The organism is Pseudomonas sp. IT-P218 (genome assembly GCF_949767605.1).
Lineage (GTDB): Bacteria > Pseudomonadota > Gammaproteobacteria > Pseudomonadales > Pseudomonadaceae > Aquipseudomonas > Aquipseudomonas putida_AE.
Genome location: NZ_CATKQQ010000011.1, coordinates 151049 through 165472, shown reverse-complemented (window position 1 = coordinate 165472; position 14424 = coordinate 151049). Strand labels below are relative to the sequence as shown.

The following is a 14424-nucleotide window of genomic DNA, read 5'->3' as shown; positions in this document are numbered from 1 at the left end:
GGGAAAGAGCCTGCAATGCATCAATTGACTCTGGCCGAGATCGCCCGCGGACTCGCCGATAAAAAGTTTTCCTCCGAAGAGCTGACCAAAGTCCTGCTGGCGCGCATCGCCCAGCTCGACCCGCAGCTCAACAGTTTCATCAGCCTCACCGAAGACCTGGCGCTCACGCAGGCGAAAGCCGCTGACGCACGCCGGGCCAACGGTGAGAGCGGCGCCCTGCTCGGCGCGCCGATCGCCCACAAGGACCTGTTCTGCACCCAGGGCATCCGCACCAGCTGCGGCTCGAAGATGCTCGACAACTTCAAGGCGCCGTACGACGCCACCGTTGTCGCCAAGCTGGCCGCTGCCGGGGCCGTGACCCTGGGCAAGACCAACATGGACGAATTCGCCATGGGTTCGGCCAACGAGTCGAGCTACTACGGCGCGGTGAAAAACCCGTGGAACCTGGAACACGTGCCCGGCGGTTCGTCCGGTGGCTCGGCCGCTGCGGTGGCCGCTCGTCTGTTGCCAGCCGCTACCGGTACCGACACCGGTGGCTCCATTCGTCAGCCCGCTGCGCTGACCAACCTGACGGGCCTGAAACCGACGTACGGTCGTGTTTCGCGCTGGGGTATGATCGCTTACGCCTCCAGCCTCGATCAGGGCGGTCCGTTGGCGCGCACGGCCGAAGACTGCGCAATATTGTTGCAAGGTATGGCCGGCTTCGATCCGAACGACTCCACCAGCATCGACGAGCCCGTGCCGGACTACAGCGCCAGCCTCAACGGTTCGCTGCAAGGCCTGCGCATCGGCGTGCCTAAAGAGTATTTCAGCGCCGGTCTCGACCCGCGCATCGCCGAGCTGATCCACAACAGCGTCAAGGAGCTGGAAAAGCTCGGTGCCGTGGTCAAGGAAATCAGCCTGCCGAACATGCAGCACGCGATCCCTGCGTACTACGTGATCGCCCCGGCGGAAGCCTCGTCCAACCTGTCGCGTTTCGACGGCGTGCGTTTCGGCTACCGCTGCGAAAACCCGGTCAACCTGATCGACCTGTACAAGCGCTCCCGTGGCGAAGGCTTCGGCCCGGAAGTGCAGCGCCGGATCATGGTCGGTGCCTACGCGCTGTCCGCCGGTTACTACAACGCCTACTACCTGAAGGCGCAGAAGATCCGTCGCCTGATCAAGAACGACTTCATGGCCGCCTTCAACGAGGTCGACATCATCCTCGGCCCAACCACGCCGAACCCGGCCTGGAAGCTCGGCGCCAAGAACAGCGACCCGGTCGCTGCCTACCTGGAAGACGTCTACACCATCACCGCCAACCTCGCCGGCCTGCCAGGCCTGTCGATGCCGGCCGGTTTTGTCGACGGCCTGCCGGTCGGCGTGCAACTGCTCGCTCCGTATTTCCAGGAAGGTCGCCTGTTGAACGTTGCCCACCAGTATCAGTTGAACACTGACTGGCACACCCGCACCCCAACCGGCTTCTGAGGAGACACACATGCAATGGGAAGTCGTGATCGGGCTGGAGATTCACACCCAGCTCACCACCCGGTCGAAAATCTTTTCCGGTAGTTCCACCACATTTGGTTCCGAGCCGAACACCCAGGCCAGCCTGATCGACCTGGGCATGCCCGGCGTGTTGCCGGTGTTGAACCAGGAAGCGGTGCGCATGGCGGTGATGTTCGGTCTGGCGATTGACGCCGAGATCGGCCAGCACAACGTGTTCGCCCGTAAAAACTACTTCTACCCTGACCTGCCCAAGGGCTACCAGATCAGCCAGATGGAACTGCCGATCGTCGGCAAGGGCCACCTGGACATCGCCCTTGAGGACGGCACGGTCAAACGCGTCGGCATCACCCGCGCGCACCTGGAAGAAGACGCCGGCAAGAGCCTGCACGAAGAATTCAGCGGCGCCAGCGGCATCGACCTGAACCGTGCCGGCACTCCGCTGCTGGAAATCGTTTCCGAGCCGGACATGCGCAGCGCCAAGGAAGCCGTGGCCTACGTCAAGGCGATCCACGCACTGGTGCGCTACCTGGGCATCTGCGACGGCAACATGGCCGAAGGCTCGCTGCGTTGCGACTGCAACGTGTCGATCCGCCCGAAAGGCCAGGTCGAGTTCGGTACCCGCTGCGAGATCAAGAACGTCAACTCGTTCCGTTTCATCGAGAAGGCGATCAACAGCGAAATCCAGCGTCAGATCGAGCTGATCGAAGACGGCGGCAAGGTGATCCAGCAGACTCGCCTGTACGACCCGAACAAGGACGAGACCCGTCCGATGCGCAGCAAAGAGGAAGCCAACGACTACCGTTACTTCCCCGATCCAGACCTGCTGCCAGTCGTGATCGAAAACACCTTCCTCGATGACGTGCGCGCCACCCTGCCGGAATTGCCACCGCAGAAACGCGAGCGTTTCCAGGAGCAGTTCGGCCTGTCGGTGTACGACGCCAGCGTCCTGGCCACCAGCCGCGAACAAGCCGACTACTTCGAGAAAGTCGCGAGCATTGGTGGCGACGCCAAGCTGGCGGCCAACTGGGTGATGGTCGAGTTGGGCAGCCTGCTCAACAAGCAAGGCCTGGACATCGATCAGTCGCCGGTTTCCGCCGAGCAACTGGGCGGCATGTTGCAGCGCATCAAGGACAACACCATCTCCGGCAAGATCGCCAAGGTGGTGTTCGAAGCCATGGCCAACGGCGAAGGCAGCGCGGACGAGATCATCGACAAGCGCGGCTTGAAGCAAGTGACCGACACCGGCGCCATTTCGGCGGTGCTGGACGAAATGCTCGCGGCCAACGCCGAGCAGGTCGAGCAATACCGCGCGGCGGACGAAGCCAAGCGCGGCAAGATGTTCGGCTTCTTCGTCGGCCAGGCCATGAAAGCCTCCAAAGGCAAGGCCAACCCGCAACAGGTGAACGAATTGCTGAAAAGCAAGCTCGAAGGCTGATGCAAATGGAGCCAGCCTTCAAATCTGGCTCCACTCCTTGTGGGAGCCAGCCTGCTGGCGATAGCGGTCTGACATTCAACTTATCCGTGTCTGACACTCCGCAATCGCCAGCAGGCTGGCTCCCACATTTGTTTTTGGGAAACCTTCAATGAATCGTCTGCTCAGCCTTTGCGCCCTCCTGTCTCTACTCGCCGGTTGCGCCAGCAACGATGTTGTCGACCCCCACGGCTACGACAAAACCGGCGTTGCCTCTTACTACGGCGCCAAACACCAAGGCAAACGCACCGCCAGTGGCGAGCGCTTCAACAAGAATTCCCTGACCGCCGCCCATCGCCAGCTACCCTTCGGTACACGGGTGAAGGTCACCAACCTGAACAACGACAGATCCTGCGTGGTGCGCATCAACGACCGTGGCCCGCATACCCGTGGCCGCCTGATCGACCTGTCCCACGAAGCCGCCGAGCGCCTGGGCATGCTCAAGAGCGGCACCGCGCGGGTTCGCGTGCAAGCCCTCGACTGACCGACGGAGCCCCGACCATTTTCGGACTAGCCGATTTACCCCTGATCAGCGTGATCGAATTGCTCAGCGGGCTGGTGCTGCTGATTGCCGGCGCCGAACTGATGGTGCGCGCTGCGGTGCGCCTGGCGGCACGCCTGCATGTACGCCCGCTGATCATCGGCCTGACCATCGTCGCCCTTGGCAGCAGCGCACCGCAGATGGCGGTCAGCCTGCAAGCCACCCTGGCACATAACGCCGACATTGCCGTCGGCAGCGTGATCGGCAGCAGCATCTTCAACATCCTCGTGACCCTCGGGCTCTCCGCCCTGATCATACCGTTGCGGGTTTCCCGGCAACTGGTGCGCCTGGACATCCCGCTGATGATCGGCGCCAGCCTGCTGGTGTTCTTCCTGGCGTGGAATGAAGAGCTGACCCGTACCGACGGCGTCATGCTGCTGGTGGCACTGTTGTTGTACCTGGCCTTGTTGCTGCGCCAGTCGCGACATTCGGTGCGCCCGGTGTCGACTCATGGCCATACAGGGGAAGCGCCATGGTTCACCAGCCTGCTGATGATCGTCGCCGGCCTTGCGATGCTGGTGTACGCCGGGCATCTGCTGCTGGGTGCGGCGGTCGCGGTCGCCACCGACCTGGGGCTGTCGGAGCGGATCATCGGCCTGACCATCGTCGCCGTCGGCACCTCACTCCCGGAGCTGGCCACTTCCCTGATCGCCGCCTTGCGCGGTGAACGGGAAATTGCCGTGGGCAACGTGATCGGCAGCAATCTGTTCAACCTCCTGGGCGTGCTTGGCTTGACGGCGCTGATCGCGCCGTCGCCCTTGTCGGTATCGCCTAACGCGCTGGAATTCGACCTGCCGGTGATGCTCGGCGTCGCGGCGTTGTGCCTGCCGGTATTCTATTCCGGTTACCGGGTGACCCGCGCCGAAGGCCTGCTGTTTCTGGGCCTGTACCTGGCCTACGGCCTGCACGTGGTGTCGTTCACCACCGGCATGCCGCTGGCCGGCAAGCTTGAACACCTGATGCTGTTTTTTGTCCTGCCGGCACTGTTGGCGTTCCTGTTGTTCACGTCACTGCGCGCCTGGCGTCGCCAACACCACAAGAGGGAATTGCCATGACCGAGAATAAAAAATCCGGCGTCGAAGTACGTCGCCAAGTGATGGGCGACAGCTTCGTCGACCGCGCCTTGGGCAACGCCACCGAGTTCACCCAGCCGCTGCAGGACTTCGTCAACGAACATGCCTGGGGCGGGGTGTGGAATCGCGAAGGCCTGCCGTTGAAAACCCGCAGCCTGATCACCCTGGCCGCGTTGACCGCGCTGAAGTGCCCGCAGGAATTGAAAGGTCATGTGCGCGGCGCGCTGAACAACGGCTGCACCGTGGAGGAGATTCGCGAGGCACTGCTGCATTGTGCGGTGTATGCCGGCGTGCCGGCGGCCATCGATGCGTTTCGCGCGGCGCAGGAAGTGATCGAGCAATATCAGTAACCCCCCCTACCTGTTAAAACTTCGTTCGAGGGGACGGTGATTGATTTCGCCGTCCCGTCGAATGCATTCGACCGCCAAAACTCCAAGCCTACTTATATAAGTCACTTTCCATTACATATATCCCGAAAAACAACACCTCCAAAAAAACTTCCAATATCAATGACACGAAGACAATATTTTCCCGCCGCAAAAAAAATTCGCGATAACAATCATAAAACAAATTGAAACAAGCGAGACTAGTCCAATGCGATCCACACTTCGTGTCATTTTACCAAACATGTTATTAACTCTTGGATTGGCAAGCTTCACGGCACAAGCCGAAACGCTGGTCGACAAATGCTCTTCCCCCAACGACTTCAGCGAAATACTGAACTGCTATAAAAACCAGGAAGCCTCCAAACCATTACTCTACGTAGCAAAAGGCACCCAGGTCTTTCCTGGCGTAGAGAAGCGCAGCTTTGATCTGTCATCTCAACAGTGGTCGCCTGAAGGACTGGTCAGCCCGGAACAATGGAAACATAGCGTCGATATTTATATCCCGCACAATGCCCTTCATGGACAGGCACTACTGGTGGCGAACAACGGAACCAACATACCCGCCGGCAACAAGGCTAAATCTGAACCTACAGATTTCACTCAAGCCATGGCCCTGGAAGTTGCACGCCAAACCAATACAATCGTCATCTCGCTCAGCAACATCCCCAATCAATATCTCACTTACGCCGATGACGGAGTTCCCCGCACAGAAGACTCAAGCGTCGCCCATAGTTGGAAATTATTTCTCGAAAGTCCTGAAACGCGCCCTTACATGTCTGCTCATGTTCCGATGATGGCGTCTCTGGTCAAGGCGATGGACCTTGCCCAGAAAGAACTGAAGCCATGGAACGTTGAACGATTTATTGCCAGTGGGGTGTCGAAACGCGCCTGGGCAGCCTGGCTGGCCGCTATTGCCGATGAGCGCGTCAACGCCGTCGTGCCATTTGTCATTGATGGACTCGGCACAGCCAAAGTGTTCGAACATACCTTTCAAACCTATGGCAAAAACTGGCCGCTGGCCTTCTATGACTATTACAGCGAAGGGGTGCTCCGTCTGCGCCACACCGAAAACTTCGAGAAACTGCTGAAAATCGTCGACCCCCTGGCTTATCTGGACAGTGCCTATGCCGAGCGATTGGCCATTGCGAAATACATCGTCAACGCCAGCAGTGACGACTTTTTCACCCCTGACAATTCGGATATCTATTTCGATCGACTGCCTGGGCCGAAGAGCCTGCGGGTTGCCCCCAATTCCAGCCACAACGGCATCCGGCAATTCGTTGAAAGCTCACTGATTCCTGTGGTCAACCGGTGGCAGCAAGATCGCCCGTTACCCTCCGTGACGACAAGCGCAACAACCCATGGAACGGGCAAAGCCGTTTCGCTGCACTTTACCGAGGCGCCGGTTCAGGTGACTCAATGGACGGCCGTGAACCCGACGGCGCGAGACTTCCGGGATGCTTGCGGAGTTCGTTATCAGCCACGGCATGTCACCCCTTCCACCCCATTGCATGCACAGGTACAGATAGAAACACCCGAACAGGGCTGGACAGCAACATTTGTCGAGGCGACCTTCGCCGATGGTTTTGTCGTCACCACACCGGTACAGGTCCTGCCTGATCGCTACCCGACCGCAGCACCTCCAGAGACCGGGCCACTGTGCAAAACCCTGCCCGAGATGGCCAGCCGCTAGATCCACCCACCCCACTGCAACAAAAAGATCCCGATGTTGGTGGTCACCGCCGCCATCAGCGTGGTGATCACGATGATCGCCGCCGCCAGTTCATGATTGCCATTGGCTGCCCGGGCCATGACAAAACTGGCGGCGGCGGTCGGGCTGCCGAAGTACAGGAACAGAATGCCCAGCTCCGCACCACGAAAACCCCAGAGCCACGCGCCGAGCGTCGCCAGGATCGGCAGGCCGAGCATTTTCACCAGGCTTGAACTGAGCGCCATAGAGCCGCTTTTGCGCATGGCCGCCAGCGACAGCGTGCCGCCAATGCAGATCAACGCCAGCGGCAAGGTGGTTTGTGCCAGGTACTGGCCGGAGGTCTCCAGCCAGCCCGGCAGGCTGATCTTGAAATAGGCAAAGGGCGCCGCGGCAATTACGCTGATGATCAGCGGATTGACCATCACGCTTTTGCAGATGCTCCACGGATCGGACTTGATCACCGGGCTGTAGACCGCCAGCACGATGGTCGACAGCGTGTTGTAGAACAGGATCACCAGCGCCGCCAGGATCGCCCCCAGGGAAATCCCGTAGTCGCCATACATGCTCGCGGCCAGTGCCAGGCCGATCACGCCGTTATTACCGCGAAACGCACCCTGGGTATAAATCCCCCGGTCTTCGCGCGGGCACCTGAAGATCGCCCAGCCCCAGGCAATGGCGAAGCACACCAAGGTGGCGAGGGAGAAGTAGATCAGCAGTGCCGGTTGCAACGCGGCATGCAGATCGGCATGCAGGATGCCCAGGAACAGCAGCGCCGGCATGGTGACGTTGAACACCAGGGACGAGGCGGTATGGATGAAGTTGTCGTTGATCCAGTCGATGCGCTTGAGCAACACCCCGAGAAACAGCATGGCGAACACCGGTGCGGTGATGTTCAGGGTTTCGAGGAAAATTGCCAGCATGCCGGTGGGAACCTAGATGGTGTCGTTAGTTGGCTAATGATAAGCCACCAGGGACAATGGCGTCTGGTAGATCGCTATCGCCAGCAGGCTGGCTCCCACAGGGGATCTTCTTTGTTGCACAAAATGTGCAATCACCGAAGATCACTGTGGGAGCCAGCCTGCTGGCGATGAACGATAACGCGGTATCAGGTAATCGGCGCCGGGTTGAACAAGGTGATGTCGTTATGCAGCTTGTGCTTTTCAGCCCAGGTCTGCTGTTTGCCGCTGGCCACATCCAGGTAGTAGTGGAACAACTCCCAGCCAAGCTCCTCAATGGACGCGCGCCCGGTGGCAATGCGCCCGGCGTCGATGTCGATCAGGTCCGGCCAGCGCTGCGCCAGTTCGGTCCGGGTCGACACTTTCACCACCGGTGCCATGGCCAGTCCATAAGGCGTACCGCGCCCCGTGGTGAACACATGCAGGTTCATCCCCGCCGCCAGTTGCAACGTACCGCAGACAAAGTCACTGGCCGGGGTCGCGCAGAAGATCAGGCCTTTTTCCTTGAACCGCTCGCCAGGGCCGAGAACACCCGTGATAGCACTGCTGCCGGACTTGACGATCGAGCCCAGGGACTTCTCGACAATGTTCGACAACCCGCCCTTCTTGTTACCCGGCGTGGTGTTGGCGCTGCGGTCCGCCTCACCCTTGGCCAGATAACGGTCGTACCAATCCATTTCCCGCACCAGCTCCTGCGCGACGCCCTCGGTTTTCGCGCGGGAGGTCAGCAGGTAGATCGCGTCGCGCACTTCGGTCACTTCGGAGAACATCACCGTCGCACCGGCACGCAGCAACAGGTCCGAGGCATAACCCAGGGCCGGGTTGGCAGTGATCCCGGAAAACGCATCACTGCCGCCACACTGCATGCCGAGGATCAGCTCCGACGCCGGCACGGTTTCCCGGCGGCGCTGGTCGAGCTTCTTCAGGCGGGCTTCAGCCAGTTCCATGATCTGCTCGATCATCTCGGTAAAACCGTGGCTGGAATCCTGCAGGCGATACAGCCACGGCTCACTCAAGTCCACCGAGGCATCGTCCTCGTGCATCACCTGCCCGGCCTGCAATTTCTCGCAGCCCAGACTGATCACCAGGGCTTCGCCGCCCAGGTTCGGGTTGCGCGCCAGGTTGCGCACGGTGCGGATCGGGATGTACGCGTCGGTGGCGGTGATTGCCACCCCACAGCCGTAGCTGTGGGTCAGCGCCACCACGTCATCGACGTGCGGGTACTTGGGCAGCAACTCGTCCTTGATGCGCTTGACCGCATGATCCAGCACACCCGTCACGCACTGCACCGTGGTGGTGATACCCAGGATGTTGCGCGTGCCGACCGTACCGTCGGCGTTGCGATAACCCTCGAACGTATAACCTTCCAGCGGTGCCTGCGCGGCCGGCACTTCGGTGGACAGCGGCAGGCTGTCCAGCGGCGGCGCAGTCGGCATGCGCAGTTGATCTTCCTTGACCCAACTGCCACGGGGAATCGGCTGCAGGGCGTAGCCGATGACCTGGCCGTAGCGAATCACCTGGCCACCCTCGGGAATGTCTTCAAGGGTGACCTTGTGGCTCTGTGGCACGAAGTCCACGGTGACCAGGCCATCCGGGAACTCGGTACCGGCCGGTACACCCTGGTCATTGACCACGATCACCACGTTGTCCCGCTCGTGCAGGCGGATGTAACGCGGCGAGTCGGAATGTTCAATCAACTGCATGACGCCGCTCCTCAGGAATGCGCTTGAGACAATTTACCGGATGCTTCAGGACCGTTTACCGGCGGCTCCTTGAGCACCACTCGCTTGATCGGACCGACGATGACCAGATAGCTGAACACCGCGACCAGTGCGTTGCAACCGACAAACACCAACGCCCACTTGAACGAACCGGTGGAGCTGATGATGTAACCGATGACGATTGGCGTGGTGATCGAGGCCAGGTTACCGAAGGTGTTGAACAGGCCACCGCTCAAACCGGCGATCTGCTTCGGAGAAGTATCGGACACCACGGCCCAACCCAATGCACCCACGCCTTTGCCGAAGAACGCCAGGGCCATGAAGCCCACGACCATCCATTCAACGTCCACGTAGTTGCAGGCGACGATGCTGCTGGACACCAGCAGGCCGGCGATGATCGGCGCCTTGCGGGCGAAGGTCAGGGAATGGCCCTTGCGCAGCAGATAGTCGGAAATCACCCCGCCGAGCACACCGCCGATGAAGCCGCAGATCGCCGGCAATGAGGCGATGAAACCAGCCTTGAGGATGGTCATGCCGCGCTCCTGCACCAGGTACACCGGGAACCAGGTCAGGAAGAAGTAGGTGATGCCGTTGATGCAGTATTGGCCCAGGTACACGCCGAGCATCATGCGGTTGGTCAGCAGCTGACGGATGTAGTCCCACTTCGGACCATCGCCCTTTTTGCCTTTGCCTTTGTCCTGGTCCATGTCGACCATGCCGCCGTTGTCGGCGATGTGCTTGAACTCGGCGTCATTGATCATCGGGTGCTGGCGTGGGCTGTAGATCACTTTCAGCCAGATGCCCGAAAAGATGATGCCGATCACGCCCATTACGATGAACACGTGCTGCCAGCCGAAGCTGTAGACGATCCAGCCCATCAGTGGCGCGAACAACACGGTGGCGAAGTATTGCGCCGAGTTGAAGATTGCCGAAGCGGTGCCGCGTTCAGCCGTCGGGAACCAGGCCGCGACGATGCGTGCGTTGCCGGGGAAGGATGGCGCTTCGGCCAGGCCCACCAGGAAGCGCAGCATGAACAGCGCGACCACCGCCGTGGACATGCCGAACTCGCCGACATAACCCTGCAACACGGTGAACAGCGACCAGGTGAAGATGCTCAGTGCATAGATTTTTTTCGAACCGAAACGGTCCAGCAGCCAGCCACCGGGAATTTGCCCGGCCACGTAGGCCCAACCGAATGCGGAGAAGATGTAGCCGAGGGTGACTGCGTCGATGCCGAGATCTTTCTGCAGGCTGGAGCCGGCGATGGCGATGGTGGCGCGGTCGGCGTAGTTGATCGTGGTCACCAGAAACAGCATGAGCAGGATCAGATAGCGGACGTGAGTCGGCTTCTTGGTCGATTGCATGTAGATGTACTCCCACTGATTATTTTTATGCGGGGTGAATCTTTGGTTCACCCTGTAGGAGCTGACGAGTGAAACGAGGCTGCGATCTTTTGATCTTTAAAAGCAAAGATCGCAGCCTGCGGTAGCTCCTACAGGGGTATTGCGGTGTATCAGGAGCCGACGTAGGACGTTTTCACGACCGTGTAGAACTCTTGCGCATAGCGACCTTGCTCACGTGATCCATAGGATGAACCTTTACGCCCACCGAACGGAACGTGGTAATCCACGCCGGCGGTCGGCAGGTTGACCATCACCATCCCGGCCTGGGAGTGGCGCTTGAAGTGGTTGGCGTATTTCAACGAAGTCGTGGCGATGCCCGCGGACAAGCCGAATTCGGTGTCGTTGGCCATGGCCAGTGCGGCTTCGTAATCGGCCACGCGAACGATGTTGGCCACCGGGCCGAAGATCTCTTCGCGGCTGATGCGCATCGACGCTTCACTGTCGGCAAACAGCGTTGGCGCGAGGAAGTAGCCCTCGGTGTCGCAGGTCACCAGACCCCCGCCGCTGACCAGGCGCGCACCTTCGGACTGGCCGATGTCGATGTATTTAATGTCCTGTTCGAGCTGGGCTTGCGAGACCACCGGACCGATGTCGGTGCCGGCTTTCAACGCGTGGCCGACCTTGATCGACTTCATGCGCTCGGCCATGGCTTCGACGAACTGGTCGTGGATCCCGGCGGTGACGATAAAGCGGCTCGATGCCGTGCAACGCTGGCCGGTGGAGTAGAACGCGCTCTGCACCGACAGCTCGACCGCTTGCTTGAGGTCGGCGTCGTCGAGAATGATCTGCGGGTTCTTGCCGCCCATTTCCAGCTGTACTTTGGCCTGGCGCGACACGCAGCTGACGGCGATCTGCCGACCGACGCCCACGGAACCGGTGAAGCTGATGCCATCGACTTTAGGGCTGTGCACCAGTGCATCGCCAACCACACGACCGCTGCCCATCACCAGGTTGAACACACCGGCCGGGAAGCCCGCACGGGAGATGATTTCAGCCAGGGCCCAGGCACAACCCGGCACCAGGTCGGCAGGCTTGAGTACCACGCAGTTACCATAGGCCAGGGCCGGGGCGATTTTCCACGCAGGGATGGCAATCGGGAAGTTCCACGGGGTGATCAGACCGACCACGCCCAGGGCTTCGCGGGTGACTTCCACGTTGACGCCAGGACGCACTGACGGCAGGTAGTCGCCGGACAGGCGCAGGCATTCACCGGCGAAGAACTTGAAGATGTTGCCGGCGCGGGTCACTTCGCCGATGGCTTCGGGCAGGGTCTTGCCCTCTTCCCGGGCCAGCAGGGTGCCGAGCTCTTCGCGACGGGCGAGGATTTCAGTGCCGACTTTATCCAGCGAGTCGTGACGCGCCTGGATACCGGACGTGGACCATGCCGGGAACGCGGCACGGGCAGCGTCGATGGCGGCGTTGACCTGGGCCAGGTCAGCCTTGGCGTAATCGCCGATGGCATCGGTCAGTTCGGACGGGTTGATGTTGGCCGAGTAATCGCCACCGGCAACCCATTCGCCATTGATGTAGTTATCGAAACGCTTTGCATCTGCCACTTTAAGATCTCCTCACGCAAAAGGCCGCTGATCGCTCAGCGGCCTTACTAAATCGGATGTATTACTGCGCACCCTGCTTGTCGATCAGCGCGGCGAGCATTTCGTACTCTTCGCCGGTCAGGTCGGTCAGCGGCGCACGCACAGGACCTGCGTCGTAGCCGGCAATTTTTGCCCCGGCCTTGACAATGCTCACTGCGTAACCGGCCTTGCGGTTACGGATGTCCAGGTACGGCAAGAAGAAGTCATCGATGATCTTGCCGACGGTGGCGTGATCTTCGCGAGCGATCGCGTGGTAGAAATCCATCGCGGTTTTCGGGATGAAGTTGAACACCGCCGAGGAGTAGACCGGCACGCCCAGCGCCTTGTAGGCCGCGGCATAGACTTCGGCGGTCGGCAGGCCACCCAGGTAGCTGAAGCGATCACCGAGGCGGCGACGGATCGACACCATCAACTCGATATCACCCAGGCCATCCTTGTAGCCGATCAGGTTCGGGCAGCGCTCGGCCAGACGTTCCAGCAGGGGCGCGTTCAGGCGGCAGACGTTACGGTTGTAGACCACCACGCCGATGTTGACCGACTTGCACACGGCTTCAACGTGGGCGGCGACGCCGTCCTGGCTGGCTTCGGTCAGGTAGTGCGGCAGCAGCAACAGGCCTTTGGCGCCAAGACGCTCGGCTTCCTGTGCGTACTCGATAGCCTGGCGGGTCGAACCGCCGACGCCGGCGAGGATTGGCACGCTGGTGGCGCAGGTGTCGACGGCAGTCTTGATGATTTCCGAATATTCGCTGGCCGCCAGGGAGAAGAACTCACCGGTGCCGCCTGCGGCGAACAGAGCCGAGGCGCCGTATGGGGCCAGCCATTCCAGACGCTTGATGTAGCCAGCGCGGTTGAAATCGCCCTGGGCATTGAAATCGGTGACCGGGAAAGACAGCAGACCGGAAGAGAGGATGGACTTCAGTTCTTGTGGATTCATTATTCGAACACCCTGGGTAGCGACGTTTGTGTGTGAGAAAACCGTTCAGCCTGCGCCGAAGTTGTAGGTCATCGTACAACTTAAAAAATAACCGTCAACTGCATTTCATCGCTGCGGGTGAAAATTGTTCGACAAAAAGAGCGCCAGCTCAGTTTTTCAAAGGCTGCAGCGATAGGGAAAGCGGAGAGGAATGTGGCGTCTAGCGGGTTCGTAGGAGATACGTTGTCGGAAGATTAGCCCAGACAACCGAAAGATCTGTGGGATGGCCGCTGGCCCTATCGCCAGCAGGCTGGCTCCCACATTGGAACGCGTACTCCTGTGGGAGCCAGCCTGCCGGCGATAGCGATAACCCAGACGATGGATGACACGAGGTAGATCGCTTACCCGCGCTGCGCCTCAGCCTCTTCATGGGCATGACGCAACCGCTCGCGGCTGTTGGTCAGGTGCAGGCGCATGGCGGCGCGCGCCGCGTCGGAGTCCTGGCGGGCGATGGCGTCGTAGATCTCTTCGTGCTCGCGGCTCAGGCGATTCATGTAGTGCTGCTGATCGTCATGGGCCAGGCGCGCGGAGTTCAGGCGGGTACGCGGAATGATGCTGGTACCCAGGTGAGTCATGATGTCGGTGAAGTAGCGGTTGCCGGTTGCCAGGGCAATCTGCAGGTGGAACTGGAAGTCCGAGGCCACGGCATCGCTGGCGTGGGAAACACTTTCGTTCAGCGCATCCAGTGCCGCGCGCATCAGCGCCAACTGCTCGGGGCTGCGGCGTTGCGCGGCGAGGCCGGCGGATTCCACTTCAAGGCTGATGCGCAGTTCCAGAATCGCCAGCACGTCACGCAGGGTGACCACAGTCGCCGGGTCGATGCGAAAACCGCTCGGGCTCGGGGTGTCGAGCACGAAGGTGCCTATGCCGTGACGGGTTTCCACCTGCCCCGCCGCCTGCAAACGGGAAATCGCTTCACGCACCACGGTGCGGCTGACGCCATGGGCATCCATGATCGCCGACTCGGTGGGCAACTTGTCGCCACGCTTGAGGTGACCGTCGCGGATCTGCTCGGACAGCACCGTCACCAGTTCCTGAGCGAGGCTGCGGCGCTTGCGAGGGAGGCGTGGTGCGGCGTTCGGGTTTTCCATGGTGAACATCTGTCT

At 60.6% G+C, this 14424-nt stretch carries 12 protein-coding genes; 6 read left to right on the top strand and 6 right to left on the bottom strand.

The annotated features are described in order from the left end of the window. The first annotated feature begins 15 nt into the window (after positions 1-15). From gatA to ACM6I6_RS07305, 6 genes are all read left to right on the top strand, one after another. Complete coding sequence (gatA, locus tag ACM6I6_RS07330) at positions 16-1467, top strand: Asp-tRNA(Asn)/Glu-tRNA(Gln) amidotransferase subunit GatA (RefSeq protein WP_414919682.1); 1452 nt, start codon at positions 16-18, stop codon at positions 1465-1467. Positions 1468-1477: 10 nt separating this feature from the next. After that, entirely contained in the window at positions 1478-2923 is a 1446-nt protein-coding gene (gene gatB, locus ACM6I6_RS07325) for an Asp-tRNA(Asn)/Glu-tRNA(Gln) amidotransferase subunit GatB (protein ID WP_274074023.1), read from the top strand. Positions 2924-3071: 148 nt separating this feature from the next. Beyond that, the gene (locus tag ACM6I6_RS07320) at positions 3072-3443 is read left to right on the top strand and encodes a septal ring lytic transglycosylase RlpA family protein (protein ID WP_323605535.1); all 372 of its coding nucleotides are present in this window, start codon (positions 3072-3074) and stop codon (positions 3441-3443) included. Positions 3444-3493: 50 nt separating this feature from the next. After that, entirely contained in the window at positions 3494-4555 is a 1062-nt protein-coding gene (locus ACM6I6_RS07315; RefSeq protein WP_323626029.1) for a calcium/sodium antiporter, read from the top strand. Next, entirely contained in the window at positions 4552-4923 is a 372-nt protein-coding gene (locus ACM6I6_RS07310; protein ID WP_274074026.1) for a carboxymuconolactone decarboxylase family protein, read from the top strand. Before ACM6I6_RS07315 ends, ACM6I6_RS07310 begins: the two co-directional genes overlap by 4 nt. Positions 4924-5167: 244 nt before the next feature. Next, a complete protein-coding gene (locus tag ACM6I6_RS07305; RefSeq protein WP_323605531.1) occupies positions 5168-6652 on the top strand; it encodes a PhoPQ-activated pathogenicity-related family protein in 1485 nt (494 codons plus the stop codon). On the opposite strand, the gene ACM6I6_RS07300 is transcribed toward ACM6I6_RS07305, so the two are convergent. From ACM6I6_RS07300 to ACM6I6_RS07275, 6 genes are all read right to left on the bottom strand, one after another. Further along, on the bottom strand, positions 6649-7590 hold the full coding sequence (locus tag ACM6I6_RS07300; RefSeq protein ID WP_323605529.1) for an AEC family transporter: 942 nt from the start codon (positions 7588-7590) through the stop codon (positions 6649-6651). The genes ACM6I6_RS07305 and ACM6I6_RS07300 overlap by 4 nt on opposite strands. A gap of 185 nt (positions 7591-7775) precedes the next feature. Next, positions 7776-9329: a galactarate dehydratase gene (gene garD, locus ACM6I6_RS07295; protein WP_323626031.1), complete on the bottom strand. Its 1554-nt coding sequence runs from the start codon at positions 9327-9329 to the stop codon at positions 7776-7778. Positions 9330-9340: 11 nt separating this feature from the next. Beyond that, positions 9341-10711, bottom strand: a complete 1371-nt coding sequence (locus ACM6I6_RS07290; protein ID WP_323605525.1) for an MFS transporter — start codon at positions 10709-10711, stop codon at positions 9341-9343. Between the two features lie 149 nt (positions 10712-10860). Further along, positions 10861-12306 carry an aldehyde dehydrogenase family protein gene (locus ACM6I6_RS07285; protein ID WP_414919681.1) on the bottom strand — a complete coding sequence of 482 codons (1446 nt, stop codon included), beginning with the start codon at positions 12304-12306 and terminating at the stop codon, positions 10861-10863. Between the two features lie 61 nt (positions 12307-12367). Then, entirely contained in the window at positions 12368-13279 is a 912-nt protein-coding gene (gene kdgD, locus ACM6I6_RS07280; protein ID WP_020796617.1) for a 5-dehydro-4-deoxyglucarate dehydratase, read from the bottom strand. Positions 13280-13659: 380 nt separating this feature from the next. Next, on the bottom strand, positions 13660-14409 hold the full coding sequence (locus ACM6I6_RS07275; RefSeq protein ID WP_274074032.1) for a FadR/GntR family transcriptional regulator: 750 nt from the start codon (positions 14407-14409) through the stop codon (positions 13660-13662). Between the last annotated feature and the right edge of the window lie 15 nt (positions 14410-14424).